The sequence below is a fragment of the Pseudomonas sp. IB20 genome (assembly GCF_009707325.1).
In the GTDB taxonomy this organism is placed as follows: Bacteria; Pseudomonadota; Gammaproteobacteria; order Pseudomonadales; family Pseudomonadaceae; genus Aquipseudomonas.
The window spans coordinates 3,081,266-3,095,291 of record NZ_CP046103.1 but is presented as its reverse complement, the minus strand read 5'-3'; the positions used below and the strand labels follow the sequence as shown (position 1 = coordinate 3,095,291).

Genomic DNA, 14,026 nt, shown 5'->3' with positions numbered 1-14,026 from the left:
GCGCTCTTACCGTGCCGAAGCGAGTTGAGTGAAGGCGGTGCTGAACCACTGCTGCACGCCATGCATCGTCGCGGCAGAAGTGTCCAGGAACGGTTGCGGGTACACGCCGATGTAGATCAGCAGTACCGCAAGGCCGAGCACCATGATCAGTTCGCGAGCATCCATCCCTTGCAGAACGGTGTCGGACTTGGCCGGGCCGAAGTACGCGCGGTGGATCATGATCAGCGAGTAGACCGAACCGAACACCAGGCCGGAAGTAGCAATGGCGCTGATCCACGGCGTGTGCACGAACGAACCCATCAGGATCAGGAACTCGCCGATGAAGTTACCGGTACCCGGCAAGCCCAGGGACGCGGCGGCAAAGAACAGGCTGATCGCCGGCAGGTACGCGATCCGCGACCACACGCCACCCATCTCACGCATGTCACGGGTGTGCAGGCGCTCGTACAACTGGCCGCTGAGGATAAACAGCGCGGCGGCCGAAACACCGTGGGCCAACATCTGGATCACTGCGCCTTGCAACGCCAGCTGGCTGCCGGAGTAGATGCCGATCAGTACGAAACCCATGTGGGAAACGGACGAGAAGGCAATCAGACGCTTGATGTCGGTTTGGGCGAAGGCCAGGAACGCACCGTAGAAGATCCCGATCAGACCCAGGGTCATGGCGATCGGCGCAAACTCGGCCGAGGCATTCGGGAACAGCGGCAGGGCGAAACGCAGCAGGCCGTAGGCCGCGGTTTTCAGCAGGATACCCGCCAAGTCCACGGAGCCTGCAGTCGGCGCCTGGGCGTGCGCATCCGGCAGCCAGGAGTGGAACGGCACCACCGGCAGCTTCACCGCGAAGGCGATGAAGAAGCCCAGCATCAGGATGTACTCGGTGGTCAGGGACATCTTGGTTTTCAACAGGTCGGCGTAGTTGAAGGTAATCACGCCCGTGCTGTTGAAGTTGACCAATACCAGACCCAGGATCGCCACCAACATGATCAGGCCGGAAGCCTGGGTGAAGATGAAGAACTTGGTCGCCGCGTAGATCCGGGTTTTCTTGCCGTCCGAAGAACTGTGACCCCAGAGCGCGATGAGGAAGTACATCGGCACCAGCATCATTTCCCAGAAGAAGAAGAACATGAACAGGTCCAGCGCCAGGAACACGCCGACAACACCGCCCAAAATCCACATCAGGTTCAGGTGGAAGAAGCCCACGTGACGCTGAATCTCTTTCCAGGAGCAGAGTACCGAGAGGATACCCAGCAGGCCGGTCAGCAGGATCATCAACAGCGACAGGCCGTCGAGGGCCAGGTGCACGTTAATGCCGAAGCGCTGGATCCACACGTGCTTGAATTCAAGCGCGAAGGTTGGATCGGCACCCGGTGCCGGAGCGAATGAATAGTCACCATGGGCCCACAGCCAGAGGCCGAGCGCGAGTTCCAGGGACATGGTCAGCAACGCAATCCAGCGGGGCAGGGTGGCGCCGAAGCGTTCACCCATCCAGCAGAGCAGGCCGCCGATAAAGGGGATCAGGATTAGCCAGGGCAGAATCATGACGGGCTCGTTTCCTTTCGCAAGTTCGCAAAGTGCATAGACATAGTCAGACCGCTACCACCACGATGGCGCCGATCACCAGAACGGCACCGGCCGCCATGGAAGCTGCATACCAGCGCAGTTGGCCAGTCTCGCTGCGGCTCAGGGCGGTGTGACCGGCCTTGGCGGCGCGCGGGATCAAACCGATGGTCTGGTCGAGCGGGTCTTTGCGCAGTACATGGCTGATGGCTAGGTAAGGCTTGACGAACAGTTTGTCGTAGATCCAGTCGAAGCCCCAGGCAGCGAACCACCAGGCCGACAGGAAGCGCCCGATGCCGCTGTTGGCAACAGCCGTAACGAAGCGACGCTTGCCGAGGAACAGCAGGGCCGCCAGCAGGATACCCGCGATGGCGATGGCGCCCGAGGCGATCTCCAGGCTGTGCTTGGCGGCGCCACCGGCATGGCCGGCGCTTTCCGGCAGTACACCGGCCAGTGGTGGGGTGATCATGGCGCCGATGAAGGTCGACAGGATGATCAGCACCGACAGTGGCAACCAGTGGGAGATACCGTGGCCTGCGTGTGCTTCGGTCTTGGCTTCACCGTGGAAGGTGATGAAGATCAGGCGGAAGGTGTACAGCGAGGTCATGAAGGCACCCACCAGGCCTGCGTACAGCAGGTTCTGGTTACCGCTGGCAAAGGCTTCCCAGAGGATTTCGTCTTTGGAGTAGAAACCTGCGGTCACCAATGGCAGGGCAGCGAGTGCGGCACCACCGACGATGAAGCTGGCGTAGGCCAACGGCAGTTTCTTCCACAGGCCACCCATCTTGAAGATGTTCTGCTCGTGGTGGCAGGCAACGATCACCGCACCGGAGGCAAGGAACAGCAGGGCCTTGAAGAAGGCGTGGGTCATCAGGTGGAAGATCGCCGCGTCCCAGGCACCCACGCCCAGGGCCAGGAACATGTAGCCGATCTGGCTCATGGTCGAGTAGGCGAGGATACGCTTGATGTCGGTCTGCACCAGCGCGGCGAAGCCGGCCAGTACCAGGGTCACGCCACCCACCAGGCCGACGAGATGCAGAATCTCCGGCGCCAGGGTGAAGAGGCCATGGGTTCGTGCAATCAGGTAGACACCGGCAGTTACCATGGTTGCCGCGTGAATCAGTGCGGAAACGGGAGTAGGACCGGCCATCGCATCCGCCAGCCAGGTTTGCAGCGGCAGTTGCGCGGATTTACCCACGGCGCCACCCAGCAGCATCAGGGTCGCCAGGGTGATCCAGAAGTCACCGACCTGGAACTTCTGCGGTGCCAGCACCAGCAGTTCCTGGATGTTCAGCGTGCCCACTTGTTGGAACAGGATGAACAGGCCGATGGCCATGAACACGTCGCCGATGCGGGTGACGATGAACGCCTTGAGTGCCGCGTTACCGTTGTTGCGGTTGCTGTAGTAGAAACCGATCAACAGGTAGGAGCACAGGCCCACACCTTCCCAGCCGAAGTACAGGAACAACAGGTTATCGCCCAGCACCAGGAACAGCATGCTGGCGATAAACAGGTTGGTGTAGGCGAAGAAACGCGAGTAACCGGCTTCACCGCGCATGTACCAGGACGCGAACAGGTGGATCAGGAAGCCCACACCCACCACCACGCCGAGCATGGTGATCGACAGGCCGTCGACGTAGAGGGCGAAGTTGGGCTTGAAGCCTTCCACCGACATCCACTGCCACAGCACCAGGGTGTAGTGGCCGCCTTCCGGCGGCGCCACGTTGAATTGCCAGATGACGTAGGCGGCGACAATTGCCGACAGGCCAATGGAGCCCACACCCACCAGGGCGGACAGGTTTTCCGACCAGCGTCCACGGGAGAACGACAGCAGCAGGAAACCGATCAGGGGAAATACGAAAGTCAGAAAGATCATGTTCATCCGCGCATCTCACTGGCAGCGTCGATATCAAGCGTGTGGAAGCGACGATACAGTTGCAGCAGGATCGCCAGGCCAATACTGGCCTCGGCGGCTGCCAGGCTGATCACCAGGATGAACATGACTTGCCCATCCGGCTGGCCCCAACGTGCACCTGCAACGATGAAGGCCAGTGCGGCGGCGTTCATCATGATTTCCAGGCTCATCAACACGAACAAAATGTTACGGCGAACCATCAGGCCGACCAGGCCAAGGCAGAACAGGATGCCGGCGACCGCCAGACCATGCTCCAAAGGGATAGCAGGCATCGTCATTGCTCCTTGGCTTCGTTGCGGCCCAAGTGGAAGGCGGTGATGGCTGCAGCCAGCAGCAGCATCGAAGCCAGTTCGACCACCAGCAGGTACGGGCCGAACAGGCTGATGCCCACGGCCTTTGCGTCTACGGTGGTGTGGCCGATGGCCTGGCCGCTCTGGTGAGCGAACAGCACATACAACAGTTCACCCAGCAGCAGGGCTGCCAGGATGACCGGGCCGAGCCAGATGCCGGGCTTGAGCCAGACGCGTTCCTGGGCGACCGAAGCCGGCCCCAGGTTGAGCATCATCACCACAAACACGAACAGCACCATAATGGCGCCGGCGTAGGCGATCACTTCCAACACACCGGCGAACGGTGCGCCGAGGCTGAAAAAGGTCATGGCCACGGCGATCAGCGAAATGATCAGGTAGAGCAGGGCGTGCACGGGGTTGGTGTTGGTGATCACGCGAAGCGTGGACACCACTGCAATACCCGACGCGAAATAGAAAGCGAATTCCATCTTTCTTCCTTAAGGCAGCAAGCTCTTCACGTTGATCGGCTCGGCTTCGTTTTGTGCGGCGCCCTTCGGCTTACCGGCAACGGCCATACCTGCAACACGATAGAAGTTGTAATCAGGGTTTTTACCGGGACCAGAGATCAGCAGATCTTCTTTCTCGTACACCAGGTCCTGACGTTTGAACTCGGCCATCTCGAAATTCGGTGTCAGCTGGATCGCGGTGGTCGGGCAAGCTTCCTCGCAGAGGCCGCAGAAAATGCAGCGCGAGAAGTTGATGCGGAAGAAGTCCGGGTACCAGCGACCGTCTTCGGTTTCAGCTTTCTGCAGGGAGATGCAACCCACCGGGCACGCCACGGCGCACAGGTTGCAAGCTACGCAACGCTCTTCGCCATCGGGGTCGCGGGTCAGCACGATACGGCCGCGATAGCGCGGCGGCAGGTACACCGCTTCTTCCGGGTATTGCAGGGTGTCGCGTTTGCGAAAGCCATGGCCGAAAACCATCACCAGGCTTCGCAACTGGGTACCGGTACCCTTAACGATGTCGCCAATATATTTGAACATGGGTCAAATCCTCACTGAACCGCGCCGGCTGGCGTGTTCAACAACACAACAGCAGCCGTCACCAGCAAATTGATCAGGGTCAGCGGCAGGCAGAATCTCCAGCTGAAATCCATCACTTGGTCATAGCGTGGGCGCGGAATAGACGCGCGCAGCAGGATGAACAGCATGATGAAGAACGCCGTCTTCAAGAAGAACCAGAAGAACGCCAGTTGCGGCAGGATGTTGAAAGGGCCGTGCCAGCCGCCGAAGAACAGCGTGACCAGCAATGCCGAGATCAAGATGATGCCGATGTATTCACCGACGAAGAACATGCCCCATTTCATGCCGGCGTATTCAATGTGGTAACCGTCGGCCAGTTCCTGCTCCGCTTCCGGCTGGTCGAACGGGTGACGGTGAGTCACGGCGACGCCAGCGATGAAGAACGTACAGAAGCCAAAGAACTGCGGAATGATGAACCACAGGTTCTGCGCCTGGTACTCGACGATGTCGCGCATGTTGAACGAGCCAACCTGCACCACGATGCCCATCAGCGCCAGGCCCATGAACACTTCGTAGGACACGGTCTGGGCCGACGCCCGCAAGCTGCCCAGCAGGGCGAACTTGTTGTTACTGGCCCAACCGGCGAACAGCACCGCATAGACCGACAGACCGGCCATGGCGAAGAAGAACAGCAAGCCGATGTTCAGGTCCGCCACGCCCCAGGTCGGGGTGATCGGGATAACGGCGAAGGCAATCAGCAAGGCGCTCATGGCCACGACCGGTGCCAGGGTGAAGATCACCTTGTCGGCAAACGGCGGGGTCCAGTCTTCCTTGAAGAACATTTTGAGCATGTCGGCAGCGATCTGGAACATGCCGAATGGGCCGACGCGGTTCGGACCGTAACGGTCCTGCCACCAGCCCAGCAGGCGACGTTCGACGAAGCTGAGCAAAGCGCCCGCGACGACCACGGCCAACAGGATCACGATGGCCTTGACGACCGAGATGATCACGTCGATCACTTCAGGGGTGAACCAGGTCATTGCGCTGCCTCCTGCAGACCGTCAACGGTTTGGCCAAAGATCGCCGGTGGAATACCCGCGAGGCCTTTTGGCAGTGCAACCAGGCCGGCACCTAACTCATCGCTGATGCGCAGCGGCAGACGCAGGGTCTTGCCACCCACGTTCAAGCTGAGCAGGGCACCGTCGTTGACGCCCAGGCGGTCGGCTTCGGACTTGGCCACGGACACATAAGCGGCGGGGATGCGCTGTTGAACCGGTGCGGCTTTGGAAGAGGTCTCTTCGCTGCCGAACAGGTGGAAGAACGGCACAACCTGCCAGGTGCCCTGTGCCGGGTTGAATGGACGCGGTACGGCGGCAAACCAGTTCAGCGAGTCACCGGTGCTTTCGATCAGGCGGGTGCCCGGGTCGCCAGCGCGGATGTGACCACCGACTTCGTCCTGGAACTTGTTCCAGGCTTGCGGCGAGTTCCAGCCCGGCGACCAGGCAAATGGCACCTGCTGACGTGGCTCGACCGAACCCGAGTAACCTTCCATGGAGAAGGCGAACGCGGTGTCGATGTCTTGCGGCGTACGCGGTTCATGCACGCTGATATCAGCACGCATGGCGGTACGGCCGGAGTAACGCAGCGGTTCACGGGCCAGTTTCATGCCCTTGATGCGGAACGATGCAGACGGTGCAGCGTCGACAATCCGCGCCAGCTGCGGCGCGCTGGCAGCGGCGGCGGCTGTTACGTGGTCGAGCTGGGTCCAGTCGATCGGCTGGTTCAGCAAGGTTGCGCGCAGGGCATGCAGCCAGCGCCAGCCTTCGTGAACCAGAATGCTGGCGTCCATGTACTTCGGATCGAACACCTGGAAGAAGCGCTGGGCGCGACCTTCCTGGCTGACCAGGGTACCGTCGCCTTCGGCGAAGGTGGCGGCTGGCAGTACCAGGTCGGCGCGATCGCTGGTGGCGGTCTTCTGGTGGTCGGCAACGATCAGCACTTTGGCGGCATCCAGCGCGGCGTCGACCTTGGCCGAATCCGTGCGGGTGTACAGGTCGTTTTCCAGTACCACAATGGCGTCAGCGTTGCCGTCGATCACGGCTTGCAGGGCTGCGTCCAGCGATTCGCCACCGAGCATGGCCAGGCCGAGGCTGTTGGCTTCCGGCACGACCAAGCTGATGGAGCCGTTCTTGTCGCGCAGCTTCAAGGCTTTGGCGATGTTGGCGGCGGCTTCGATCAGCGCTTTGGAGCCCAACGAGGTACCGGCAATGATCAGCGGGCGCTTGGCGGCCAGCAGGGCGTCGGCGATGCGTTGGGCCAGTTCAACGGCTTCAGTGTCCAGGCCTTCGACGGCAGGCGCGCTGGCGTCCAGGGCGTGGGCCACGGCGAAACCGATGCGGGCCAGGTCGTCAGGTGCGGCGTGGACGCATTCTTCGGCGATGTCGTCGAGTTTGGTTTCTGCAAGGCTTGCGATAAACAGCGGGTTCAGCGCGTGCTGGCCGATGTTTTTCACCGCGGCGTCGAGCCAAGGCTGTACGCGCATGGCGTCGGCCATCTCTTCGGCCTTGCCTTTGACCGACTGGCGCAGCGACAGCGCGATACGCGCGGCGGTCTGGGTCAGGTCTTCGCCGAGCACGAAGATCGCGTCGTGGTCTTCGATGTCACGCATGTTCGGAACCGGCAGCGGGCTGTCGTTCAGCACTTGCAGGACCAGGCGGATGTGCTCCAGCTCTGCGGCTTCGATACCGCAGTAGAAGTGCTCGGCGCCGACCAGTTCGCGCAACGCGTAGTTGCTTTCGAGGCTGGCGCGTGGCGAACCGATACCGACGATGTTGCGGCCGCGCAGCAGGTCGGCGGCTTTATCCAGCGCGTCGTCCAGGCTCAGCTTGGCGCCATCGGCCAGCAGTGGCTGGCGCGGGCGGTCTTCGCGGTTGACGTAGCCGTAGCCGAAACGGCCACGGTCGCACAGGAAGTACTGGTTGACCGAGCCGTTGAAGCGGTTTTCGATGCGACGCAGTTCGCCGTAGCGCTCGCCCGGGGAGATGTTGCAACCGCTGGAGCAGCCATGGCAGATGCTTGGCGAGAACTGCATGTCCCACTTACGGTTGTAGCGCTCGGAGTGGGTCTTGTCGGTGAACACACCGGTCGGGCAGACCTCGGTGAGGTTGCCGGAGAACTCGCTTTCGAGCACGCCGTCTTCAACGCGACCGAAGTACACGTTGTCGTGGGCGCCGAATACGCCGAGGTCGGTGCCGCCAGCGTAGTCTTTATAGAAACGTACGCAACGGTAGCAGGCGATGCAGCGGTTCATTTCGTGGGAAATGAACGGGCCGAGGTCCTGGTTCTGGTGGGTACGCTTGGTGAAGCGATAACGGCGCTCGTTGTGGCCGGTCATCACCGTCATGTCTTGCAGGTGGCAGTGACCGCCTTCCTCACAGACCGGGCAGTCGTGGGGGTGGTTGGTCATCAGCCATTCGACAACGCTGGCGCGGAACGCCTTGGATTCTTCATCTTCGATGGAGATCCAGGTGTTGTCGGTGGCTGGGGTCATGCAGGACATGACGATACGACCACGGGTGTCGTTTTCGTCGGTGTACTGCTTGACCGCACACTGGCGACAGGCGCCAACGCTACCAAGGGCTGGGTGCCAGCAGAAATAAGGGATGTCGAGGCCTAGTGAGAGACATGCCTGTAACAGGTTGTCTGCCCCATCGACTTCGAGCGCTTTGCCGTCTACGTGGATAGTGGCCATGGTTCAAAGTTCTTCGTTGGCCCGTTGTCAGCGGGCGTGGCTAATGGAATCTTGTTATTCATGTGCATCAACACAGCCATAAAGGCGTCAGCACATGAGAAAGCGAAGGGCACGGACCCTTCGCCTTTTAAAGCGTTACGCGCCGACTACGATCGGCCTTGCCAGAGGCGGGACGGCGGCGCTGGTAGGCGCGATGCCGGCTTCGAACTCCGAGCGGAAGTATTTGATTGCGCTGCCCAATGGTTCCACGGCGCCCGGTGCGTGAGCACAGAAAGTCTTGCCTGGACCGAGGAAACCGACCAGACCCAGCAGGGTCTCAATGTCACCTTGCTGGCCTTCGCCTTTCTCGATCGCCATCAAGAGCTTCACGCTCCAGGGCAAACCGTCACGGCACGGGGTGCAGAAACCGCAGGATTCGCGGGAGAAGAACTGCTCCATGTTGCGCAGCAACGAGACCATGTTCACGGTGTTGTCCACCGCCATCGCCAGGCCAGTCCCCATACGGGTGCCGACTTTGCCGATGCCGCCGGCATACATTTGTGCGTCGAGGTGCTCAGGGAGCAGGAAACCGGTGCCGGCACCGCCTGGCTGCCAGGCCTTGAGGGTGTAGCCGTCGCGCATGCCGCCGGCGTAGTCCTCGAACAACTCGCGAGCGGTCACGCCGAACGGCAGTTCCCACAGACCTGGGTTCTTGACCTTGCCGGAGAAGCCCATGAGCTTGGTGCCCATGTCTTCGCTGCCTTCGCGGGCCAACGATTTGTACCAGTCCACGCCGTCGGCGATGATCGCCGGCACGTTGCACAGGGTTTCAACGTTGTTCACGCACGTCGGCTTGCCCCACACGCCCACGGCGGCAGGGAAGGGCGGCTTGGAACGCGGGTTGGCGCGGCGGCCTTCGAGGGAGTTGATCAGTGCGGTTTCTTCACCGCAGATGTAACGCCCGGCGCCGGTGTGCACGAACAGTTCGAAGTCAAAACCGGAACCGAGGATGTTCTTGCCCAACAGGCCGGCGGCCTTGGCTTCTTCCACGGCACGGGTGAGGTGCTTGGCGGCGGTGGTGTATTCGCCACGCAGGAAGATGTAGCCACGGTAGGTTTTCAGCGCGCGGGCGCTGATCAGCATGCCTTCGATCAGCAGATGGGGCAGTTGCTCCATCAGCATGCGGTCTTTCCAGGTGTTCGGCTCCATTTCATCCGCGTTGCACAGCAGGTAGCGGATGTTGATGGATTCGTCTTTGGGCATCAGGCCCCATTTGACGCCGGTGGGGAAGCCGGCGCCGCCGCGACCTTTAAGGCCGGCGTCTTTCACGGTCTGGACGATATCGTCCTGGGCCATGTCGGCGAAGGCTTTACGCGCAGCCGCGTAACCGTTCTTGGCCTGGTACTCGTCGAGCCAAACGGCTTCGCCGTCGTCACGCAGGCGCCAGGTCAGCGGGTGAGTCTCGGCCGAACGCTTGATCAGGTTGGCCGGGCCGAAGGAAGTCAGGGTCATGGGTAGCCCTCGAGCAATTGGGTCACGCCAGCAGGCTGCACGTCACCGAATGTGTCGTCGTCGATCATCAACGCCGGCGCCTTGTCGCAGTTGCCCAGGCAGCACACCGGCAGCAGCGTGAAGCGGCCGTCCGGGGTGGTTTCGCCGAGGCCAATGCCCAGCTTGTTCTGGATCTCGCTGACCACGGACTCGTGGCCGCCGATGTAGCAAACCATGCTGTCGCACACGCGAATGATGTGGCGGCCCACTGGTTGGCGGAAGATCTGGCTGTAGAACGTGGCCACACCTTCAACGTCGCTGGCCGGGATGCCGAGGATCTCGCCGATGGCGTAGAGGGCGCCGTCGGGCACCCAGCCACGTTCCTTCTGGACGATCTTCAGGGCTTCGATCGACGCCGCGCGCGGGTCTTCGTAGTGATGCAACTCGTGCTCGATGGCCGAGCGCTCGGTTTCACTCAGGGTGAAACGGTCTGTTTGGATAAGCGTGCTGTTCATGCTTAGCGGTCCACGTCGGCCATAACGAAATCGATACTACCCAGGTACGCAATCAAGTCCGCGACCATCTCGCCTTTGATCACCGAAGGGATCTGCTGCAAGTGCGGGAAGCTTGGGGTGCGAATCCGGGTGCGGTAGCTCATGGTGCCGCCATCGCTCGTCAGGTAATAACTGTTGATACCCTTGGTCGCTTCGATCATCTGGAAGGATTCGTTGGCCGGCATCACCGGGCCCCACGAAACTTGCAGGAAGTGCGTGATCAGGGTTTCGATGTGCTGCAGCGTGCGTTCTTTAGGCGGCGGCGTGGTCAGCGGGTGATCCGCCTTGTACGGGCCTGCCGGCATGTTGCGCATGCACTGCTCGATGATCTTCAGGCTCTGGCGCATTTCTTCGACGCGCACGATGCAACGGTCGTAGGCATCGCCGTTGGCCGCCAGCGGGACTTCGAATTCGAAGTTCTCGTAGCCGGAGTACGGGCGCGCTTTACGCAGGTCGAAATCGCAACCCGTTGAGCGCAGACCGGCACCGGTGACGCCCCATTCCAGGGCTTCTTTGGTGTTGTACTGCGCGACGCCGATGGTGCGGCCCTTGAGGATGCTGTTGTCCAGGGCGGCTTTCTGGTACTCGTCCAGACGCTTGGGCATCCAGTCGATGAACTCCTTGACCAAGCGTTCCCAGCCATTCGGCAGGTCGTGGGCCACACCGCCGATGCGGTACCAGGCCGGGTGCAAGCGGAAACCGGTAACGGCTTCGATGACCTTGTAGGCGCGCTGACGGTCGGTGAAGGTGAAGAACACCGGGGTCATGGCGCCGACGTCCTGGATGTAAGTACCCAGGAACAGCAGGTGGCTGGTGATCCGGAAGAACTCGGCCATCATGATGCGGATGGTGTCGACGCGGTCTGGCACCTTGATGCCGGCCAGCTTCTCGACCGAGAGCACGTACGGCAGGTTGTTCATCACGCCGCCGAGGTAGTCGATACGGTCGGTGTACGGGATGAAGCTGTGCCACGACTGGCGCTCGGCCATCTTCTCGGCACCACGGTGGTGGTAGCCGATGTCCGGCACGCAGTCGACGATTTCTTCGCCGTCCAGTTGCAGGATGATACGGAAGGCACCGTGAGCCGAAGGGTGGTTCGGGCCCAGGTTGAGGAACATGTAGTCCTCGTTGGTGCCGGAGCGCTTCATGCCCCAGTCTTCCGGGCGGAAGCGTGCTGCTTCTTCTTCAAGCTGTTGCTTGGCCAGGGTCAGGCTGAAGGGATCGAATTCGGTGGCGCGCGCAGGGTAGTCCTTGCGCAGCGGGTGACCTTCCCAGGTCGGCGGCATCATGATGCGCGTCAGGTGCGGGTGGCCGGGGAAGTCGATGCCGAACATGTCCCAGACTTCACGCTCGTACCAACTGGCGTTCGGCCAGATACCGGTGACGGTCGGCACGCTCAGGTCGCTCTCGGACAGGGCGACCTTGATCATCACGTCGCTGTTACGCTCGATCGACAGCAGGTGATAGAACACGGTGAAATCGGCGCCGCTCGGCAGCCCTTGGCGCTTGGTGCGCAGACGCTCGTCCACGCCATGCAGGTCATAGAGCATGACGTACGGCTTGGGCAGGTTGCGCAGGAAGCTCAGGACTTCGACGAGCTTGGCACGCGCCACCCACAGCACCGGCATACCGGTGCGCGTGGCCTGGGCGGTGAAGGCGTCAGGGCCAAAACGGTTATTGAGTTCGACAACCACATCCTGGTCGTCTGCCTTATAAGGCGGGATGCGTCGAGCACTGCCTGTAGTCATGGTTTTTTATCGCTTTCGGTCAACGTAAAGAATGAAGCCAGGTTTTCGTTCTATTTAAGAAGCGGTGCTGGATCAGACTTCGTCGGGGCTGCGCAGGTTGGTGACTGCGATTCGCTGTTCGCGGCGCGCATCCTTTTGCGAAGGCATCTCGGCGCGGTACACGCCTTGATCGCCGACGACCCAGGAAAGTGGGCGACGCTCCTTGCCAATCGATTCCTGCAACAGCATCAAGCCTTGCAGAAAAGCTTCAGGGCGGGGCGGGCAGCCAGGCACGTAGACGTCCACGGGCAGGAACTTGTCCACCCCTTGAACGACGGAGTAGATGTCGTACATGCCACCGGAGTTGGCGCACGAACCCATGGAGATGACCCACTTTGGCTCGAGCATTTGCTCGTAGAGACGCTGAATGATCGGCGCCATCTTGATAAAGCAGGTTCCGGCGATAACCATGAAATCCGCCTGGCGCGGTGATGCCCGGATAACTTCGGCGCCAAAGCGCGCGATGTCGTGGGGCGCCGTGAAGGCGGTGGTCATTTCCACGTAGCAGCACGAAAGACCGAAGTTGTACGGCCACAGGGAGTTCTTACGTCCCCAGTTGACCGCGCCACTCAGCACGTCTTCCAGCTTGCCCATGTAGATGTTTTTGTGGACTTGATCTTCTAACGGATCGGAAACGGTTTCCCGTTCGCCGATAGGGTACTGATCGTTAGGAGCATCCGGGTCGATCCTGGTGAGATTGTATTGCATCGCCAAAGCCTCATTGTTTCAGCTTCGCTTGCCGCTTGCGACGAGCTTCCGGAGCCCAATCAAGGGCGCCCACTCGAAATAGGTAGACAAGGCCTGCCAACAGAATTGCTATGAAAACGAGGGCTTCGACGAATCCGGTCCAGCCGCTTTCGCGGACGGACACAGACCAGGCAAAGAGAAAGAGGGCTTCGATATCGAAGATCACGAACAGCATCGCGACCAGATAGAATTTGGCTGAGAGCCGCAAGCGGGCGCCACCTGTAGGCAGCATGCCGGACTCGAACGGTTCATTTTTGCTGCGCCCCCAGGCTTTTGACCCGAGGAGGCTGGAGACACCGAGCATGAAGGCACAAAGGCCGACAACACCGAGGAGGAAAATGGCAAAGCCCCAGTTGTGGGCCATGAGTCCTGTCGCTTCGGTCATGCTGGAAATCCTTAACAGAGAGCAAAGGTCTCTGAGCTCGAATAAGTAACGATGCAGTGACGATATGTCGCACTGCAATCAATCGCGGTGATTTTATGGCTAAACACCGGGCAAGTAAAATTTCGATAGCGAAATTATTCGATGGAATAAGGACATAGTGCACCTCTTTGGGGCTGTAGCCCTTATGGGACGGGGATTAGCGGGCATTTAATCAATTCTGTTTTGTTTAATGAGTAACGAAGTTTTCATCCGCCAAATGATAATGAATATTGTTTGCGCGGAGTTTAAGCGAATGTTTCTCGTGTAGCGGGGGAAGTTGCCGTTACTTGCTTGAGTACCGCTAGTTGCTTGAAGGGACCTTTTAACCGATTTGATCCGAGCACATACCGCTCTGGATCAATGTTTTACGCAAATCGTCTTGGTTCACCGGATCATCAGGGGCGAGTCCCTTTCGCCGCAGCGATGAGCGCGCCCAGGTGAGGGCGCGCAGAGTGGCGCATCTGCACTATCCAGTGCCGTTTGACGCCGGTAGTACCGTGCTGGAT

Annotated in this window: 12 protein-coding genes; all 12 read right to left on the bottom strand. The window is 60.5% G+C overall.

The window, feature by feature from the left end; translation table 11 throughout:
* Positions 1-6 precede the first annotated feature (6 nt).
* Positions 7-1,539 (bottom strand): NADH-quinone oxidoreductase subunit M, encoded by a 1,533-nt coding sequence (nuoM, locus tag GJU48_RS14265; protein WP_064452906.1) that lies wholly within the window; start codon positions 1,537-1,539, stop codon positions 7-9.
* A 46-nt stretch (positions 1,540-1,585) separates the two neighbouring features.
* The gene (nuoL, locus tag GJU48_RS14260; RefSeq protein ID WP_094950602.1) at positions 1,586-3,439 is read right to left on the bottom strand and encodes an NADH-quinone oxidoreductase subunit L; all 1,854 of its coding nucleotides are present in this window, start codon (positions 3,437-3,439) and stop codon (positions 1,586-1,588) included.
* Positions 3,436-3,744 carry an NADH-quinone oxidoreductase subunit NuoK gene (gene nuoK / locus GJU48_RS14255; RefSeq protein ID WP_003174727.1) on the bottom strand — a complete coding sequence of 103 codons (309 nt, stop codon included), beginning with the start codon at positions 3,742-3,744 and terminating at the stop codon, positions 3,436-3,438. The genes nuoL and nuoK overlap by 4 nt, the downstream gene beginning before the upstream one ends.
* A 2-nt stretch (positions 3,745-3,746) precedes the next feature.
* A complete protein-coding gene (nuoJ, locus tag GJU48_RS14250) occupies positions 3,747-4,250 on the bottom strand; it encodes an NADH-quinone oxidoreductase subunit J (protein ID WP_003219561.1) in 504 nt (167 codons plus the stop codon).
* 9 nt (positions 4,251-4,259) lie between these two features.
* Positions 4,260-4,808 (bottom strand): NADH-quinone oxidoreductase subunit NuoI, encoded by a 549-nt coding sequence (gene nuoI, locus GJU48_RS14245; RefSeq protein ID WP_094950603.1) that lies wholly within the window; start codon positions 4,806-4,808, stop codon positions 4,260-4,262.
* Between the two features lie 11 nt (positions 4,809-4,819).
* Entirely contained in the window at positions 4,820-5,827 is a 1,008-nt protein-coding gene (gene nuoH, locus GJU48_RS14240; RefSeq protein ID WP_083357964.1) for an NADH-quinone oxidoreductase subunit NuoH, read from the bottom strand.
* Positions 5,824-8,538 (bottom strand): NADH-quinone oxidoreductase subunit NuoG, encoded by a 2,715-nt coding sequence (gene nuoG, locus GJU48_RS14235; RefSeq protein WP_094950604.1) that lies wholly within the window; start codon positions 8,536-8,538, stop codon positions 5,824-5,826. Before nuoG ends, nuoH begins: the two co-directional genes overlap by 4 nt.
* Before the next feature lie 135 nt (positions 8,539-8,673).
* Positions 8,674-10,029, bottom strand: a complete 1,356-nt coding sequence (nuoF, locus tag GJU48_RS14230; RefSeq protein ID WP_094950605.1) for an NADH-quinone oxidoreductase subunit NuoF — start codon at positions 10,027-10,029, stop codon at positions 8,674-8,676.
* On the bottom strand, positions 10,026-10,523 hold the full coding sequence (nuoE, locus tag GJU48_RS14225; protein ID WP_094950606.1) for an NADH-quinone oxidoreductase subunit NuoE: 498 nt from the start codon (positions 10,521-10,523) through the stop codon (positions 10,026-10,028). The genes nuoF and nuoE overlap by 4 nt, the downstream gene beginning before the upstream one ends.
* Before the next feature lie 2 nt (positions 10,524-10,525).
* Positions 10,526-12,310 (bottom strand): NADH-quinone oxidoreductase subunit C/D, encoded by a 1,785-nt coding sequence (gene nuoC, locus GJU48_RS14220; protein ID WP_094950607.1) that lies wholly within the window; start codon positions 12,308-12,310, stop codon positions 10,526-10,528.
* Between the two features lie 72 nt (positions 12,311-12,382).
* Positions 12,383-13,057, bottom strand: a complete 675-nt coding sequence (locus GJU48_RS14215) for a NuoB/complex I 20 kDa subunit family protein (protein WP_094950608.1) — start codon at positions 13,055-13,057, stop codon at positions 12,383-12,385.
* Positions 13,058-13,067: 10 nt separating this feature from the next.
* Positions 13,068-13,481 (bottom strand): NADH-quinone oxidoreductase subunit A, encoded by a 414-nt coding sequence (locus GJU48_RS14210; protein ID WP_003219575.1) that lies wholly within the window; start codon positions 13,479-13,481, stop codon positions 13,068-13,070.
* Positions 13,482-14,026 lie beyond the last annotated feature (545 nt).

Bases quoted from the DNA above. Each gene is read 5' to 3' on its own strand.
- GJU48_RS14215 (WP_094950608.1), bottom strand. From the start codon at position 13,057: ATGCAATACAATCTCACCAGGATCGACCCGGATGCTCCTAACGATCAG.
- nuoE (WP_094950606.1), bottom strand. From the start codon at position 10,523: ATGAACAGCACGCTTATCCAAACAGACCGTTTCACCCTGAGTGAAACC.
- nuoC (WP_094950607.1), bottom strand. From the start codon at position 12,310: ATGACTACAGGCAGTGCTCGACGCATCCCGCCTTATAAGGCAGACGAC.
- nuoJ (WP_003219561.1), bottom strand. From the start codon at position 4,250: ATGGAATTCGCTTTCTATTTCGCGTCGGGTATTGCAGTGGTGTCCACG.
- nuoL (WP_094950602.1), bottom strand. From the start codon at position 3,439: ATGAACATGATCTTTCTGACTTTCGTATTTCCCCTGATCGGTTTCCTG.
- nuoI (WP_094950603.1), bottom strand. From the start codon at position 4,808: ATGTTCAAATATATTGGCGACATCGTTAAGGGTACCGGTACCCAGTTG.
- nuoG (WP_094950604.1), bottom strand. From the start codon at position 8,538: ATGGCCACTATCCACGTAGACGGCAAAGCGCTCGAAGTCGATGGGGCA.
- nuoM (WP_064452906.1), bottom strand. From the start codon at position 1,539: ATGATTCTGCCCTGGCTAATCCTGATCCCCTTTATCGGCGGCCTGCTC.
- nuoH (WP_083357964.1), bottom strand. From the start codon at position 5,827: ATGACCTGGTTCACCCCTGAAGTGATCGACGTGATCATCTCGGTCGTC.
- GJU48_RS14210 (WP_003219575.1), bottom strand. From the start codon at position 13,481: ATGACCGAAGCGACAGGACTCATGGCCCACAACTGGGGCTTTGCCATT.
- nuoK (WP_003174727.1), bottom strand. From the start codon at position 3,744: ATGCCTGCTATCCCTTTGGAGCATGGTCTGGCGGTCGCCGGCATCCTG.
- nuoF (WP_094950605.1), bottom strand. From the start codon at position 10,029: ATGACCCTGACTTCCTTCGGCCCGGCCAACCTGATCAAGCGTTCGGCC.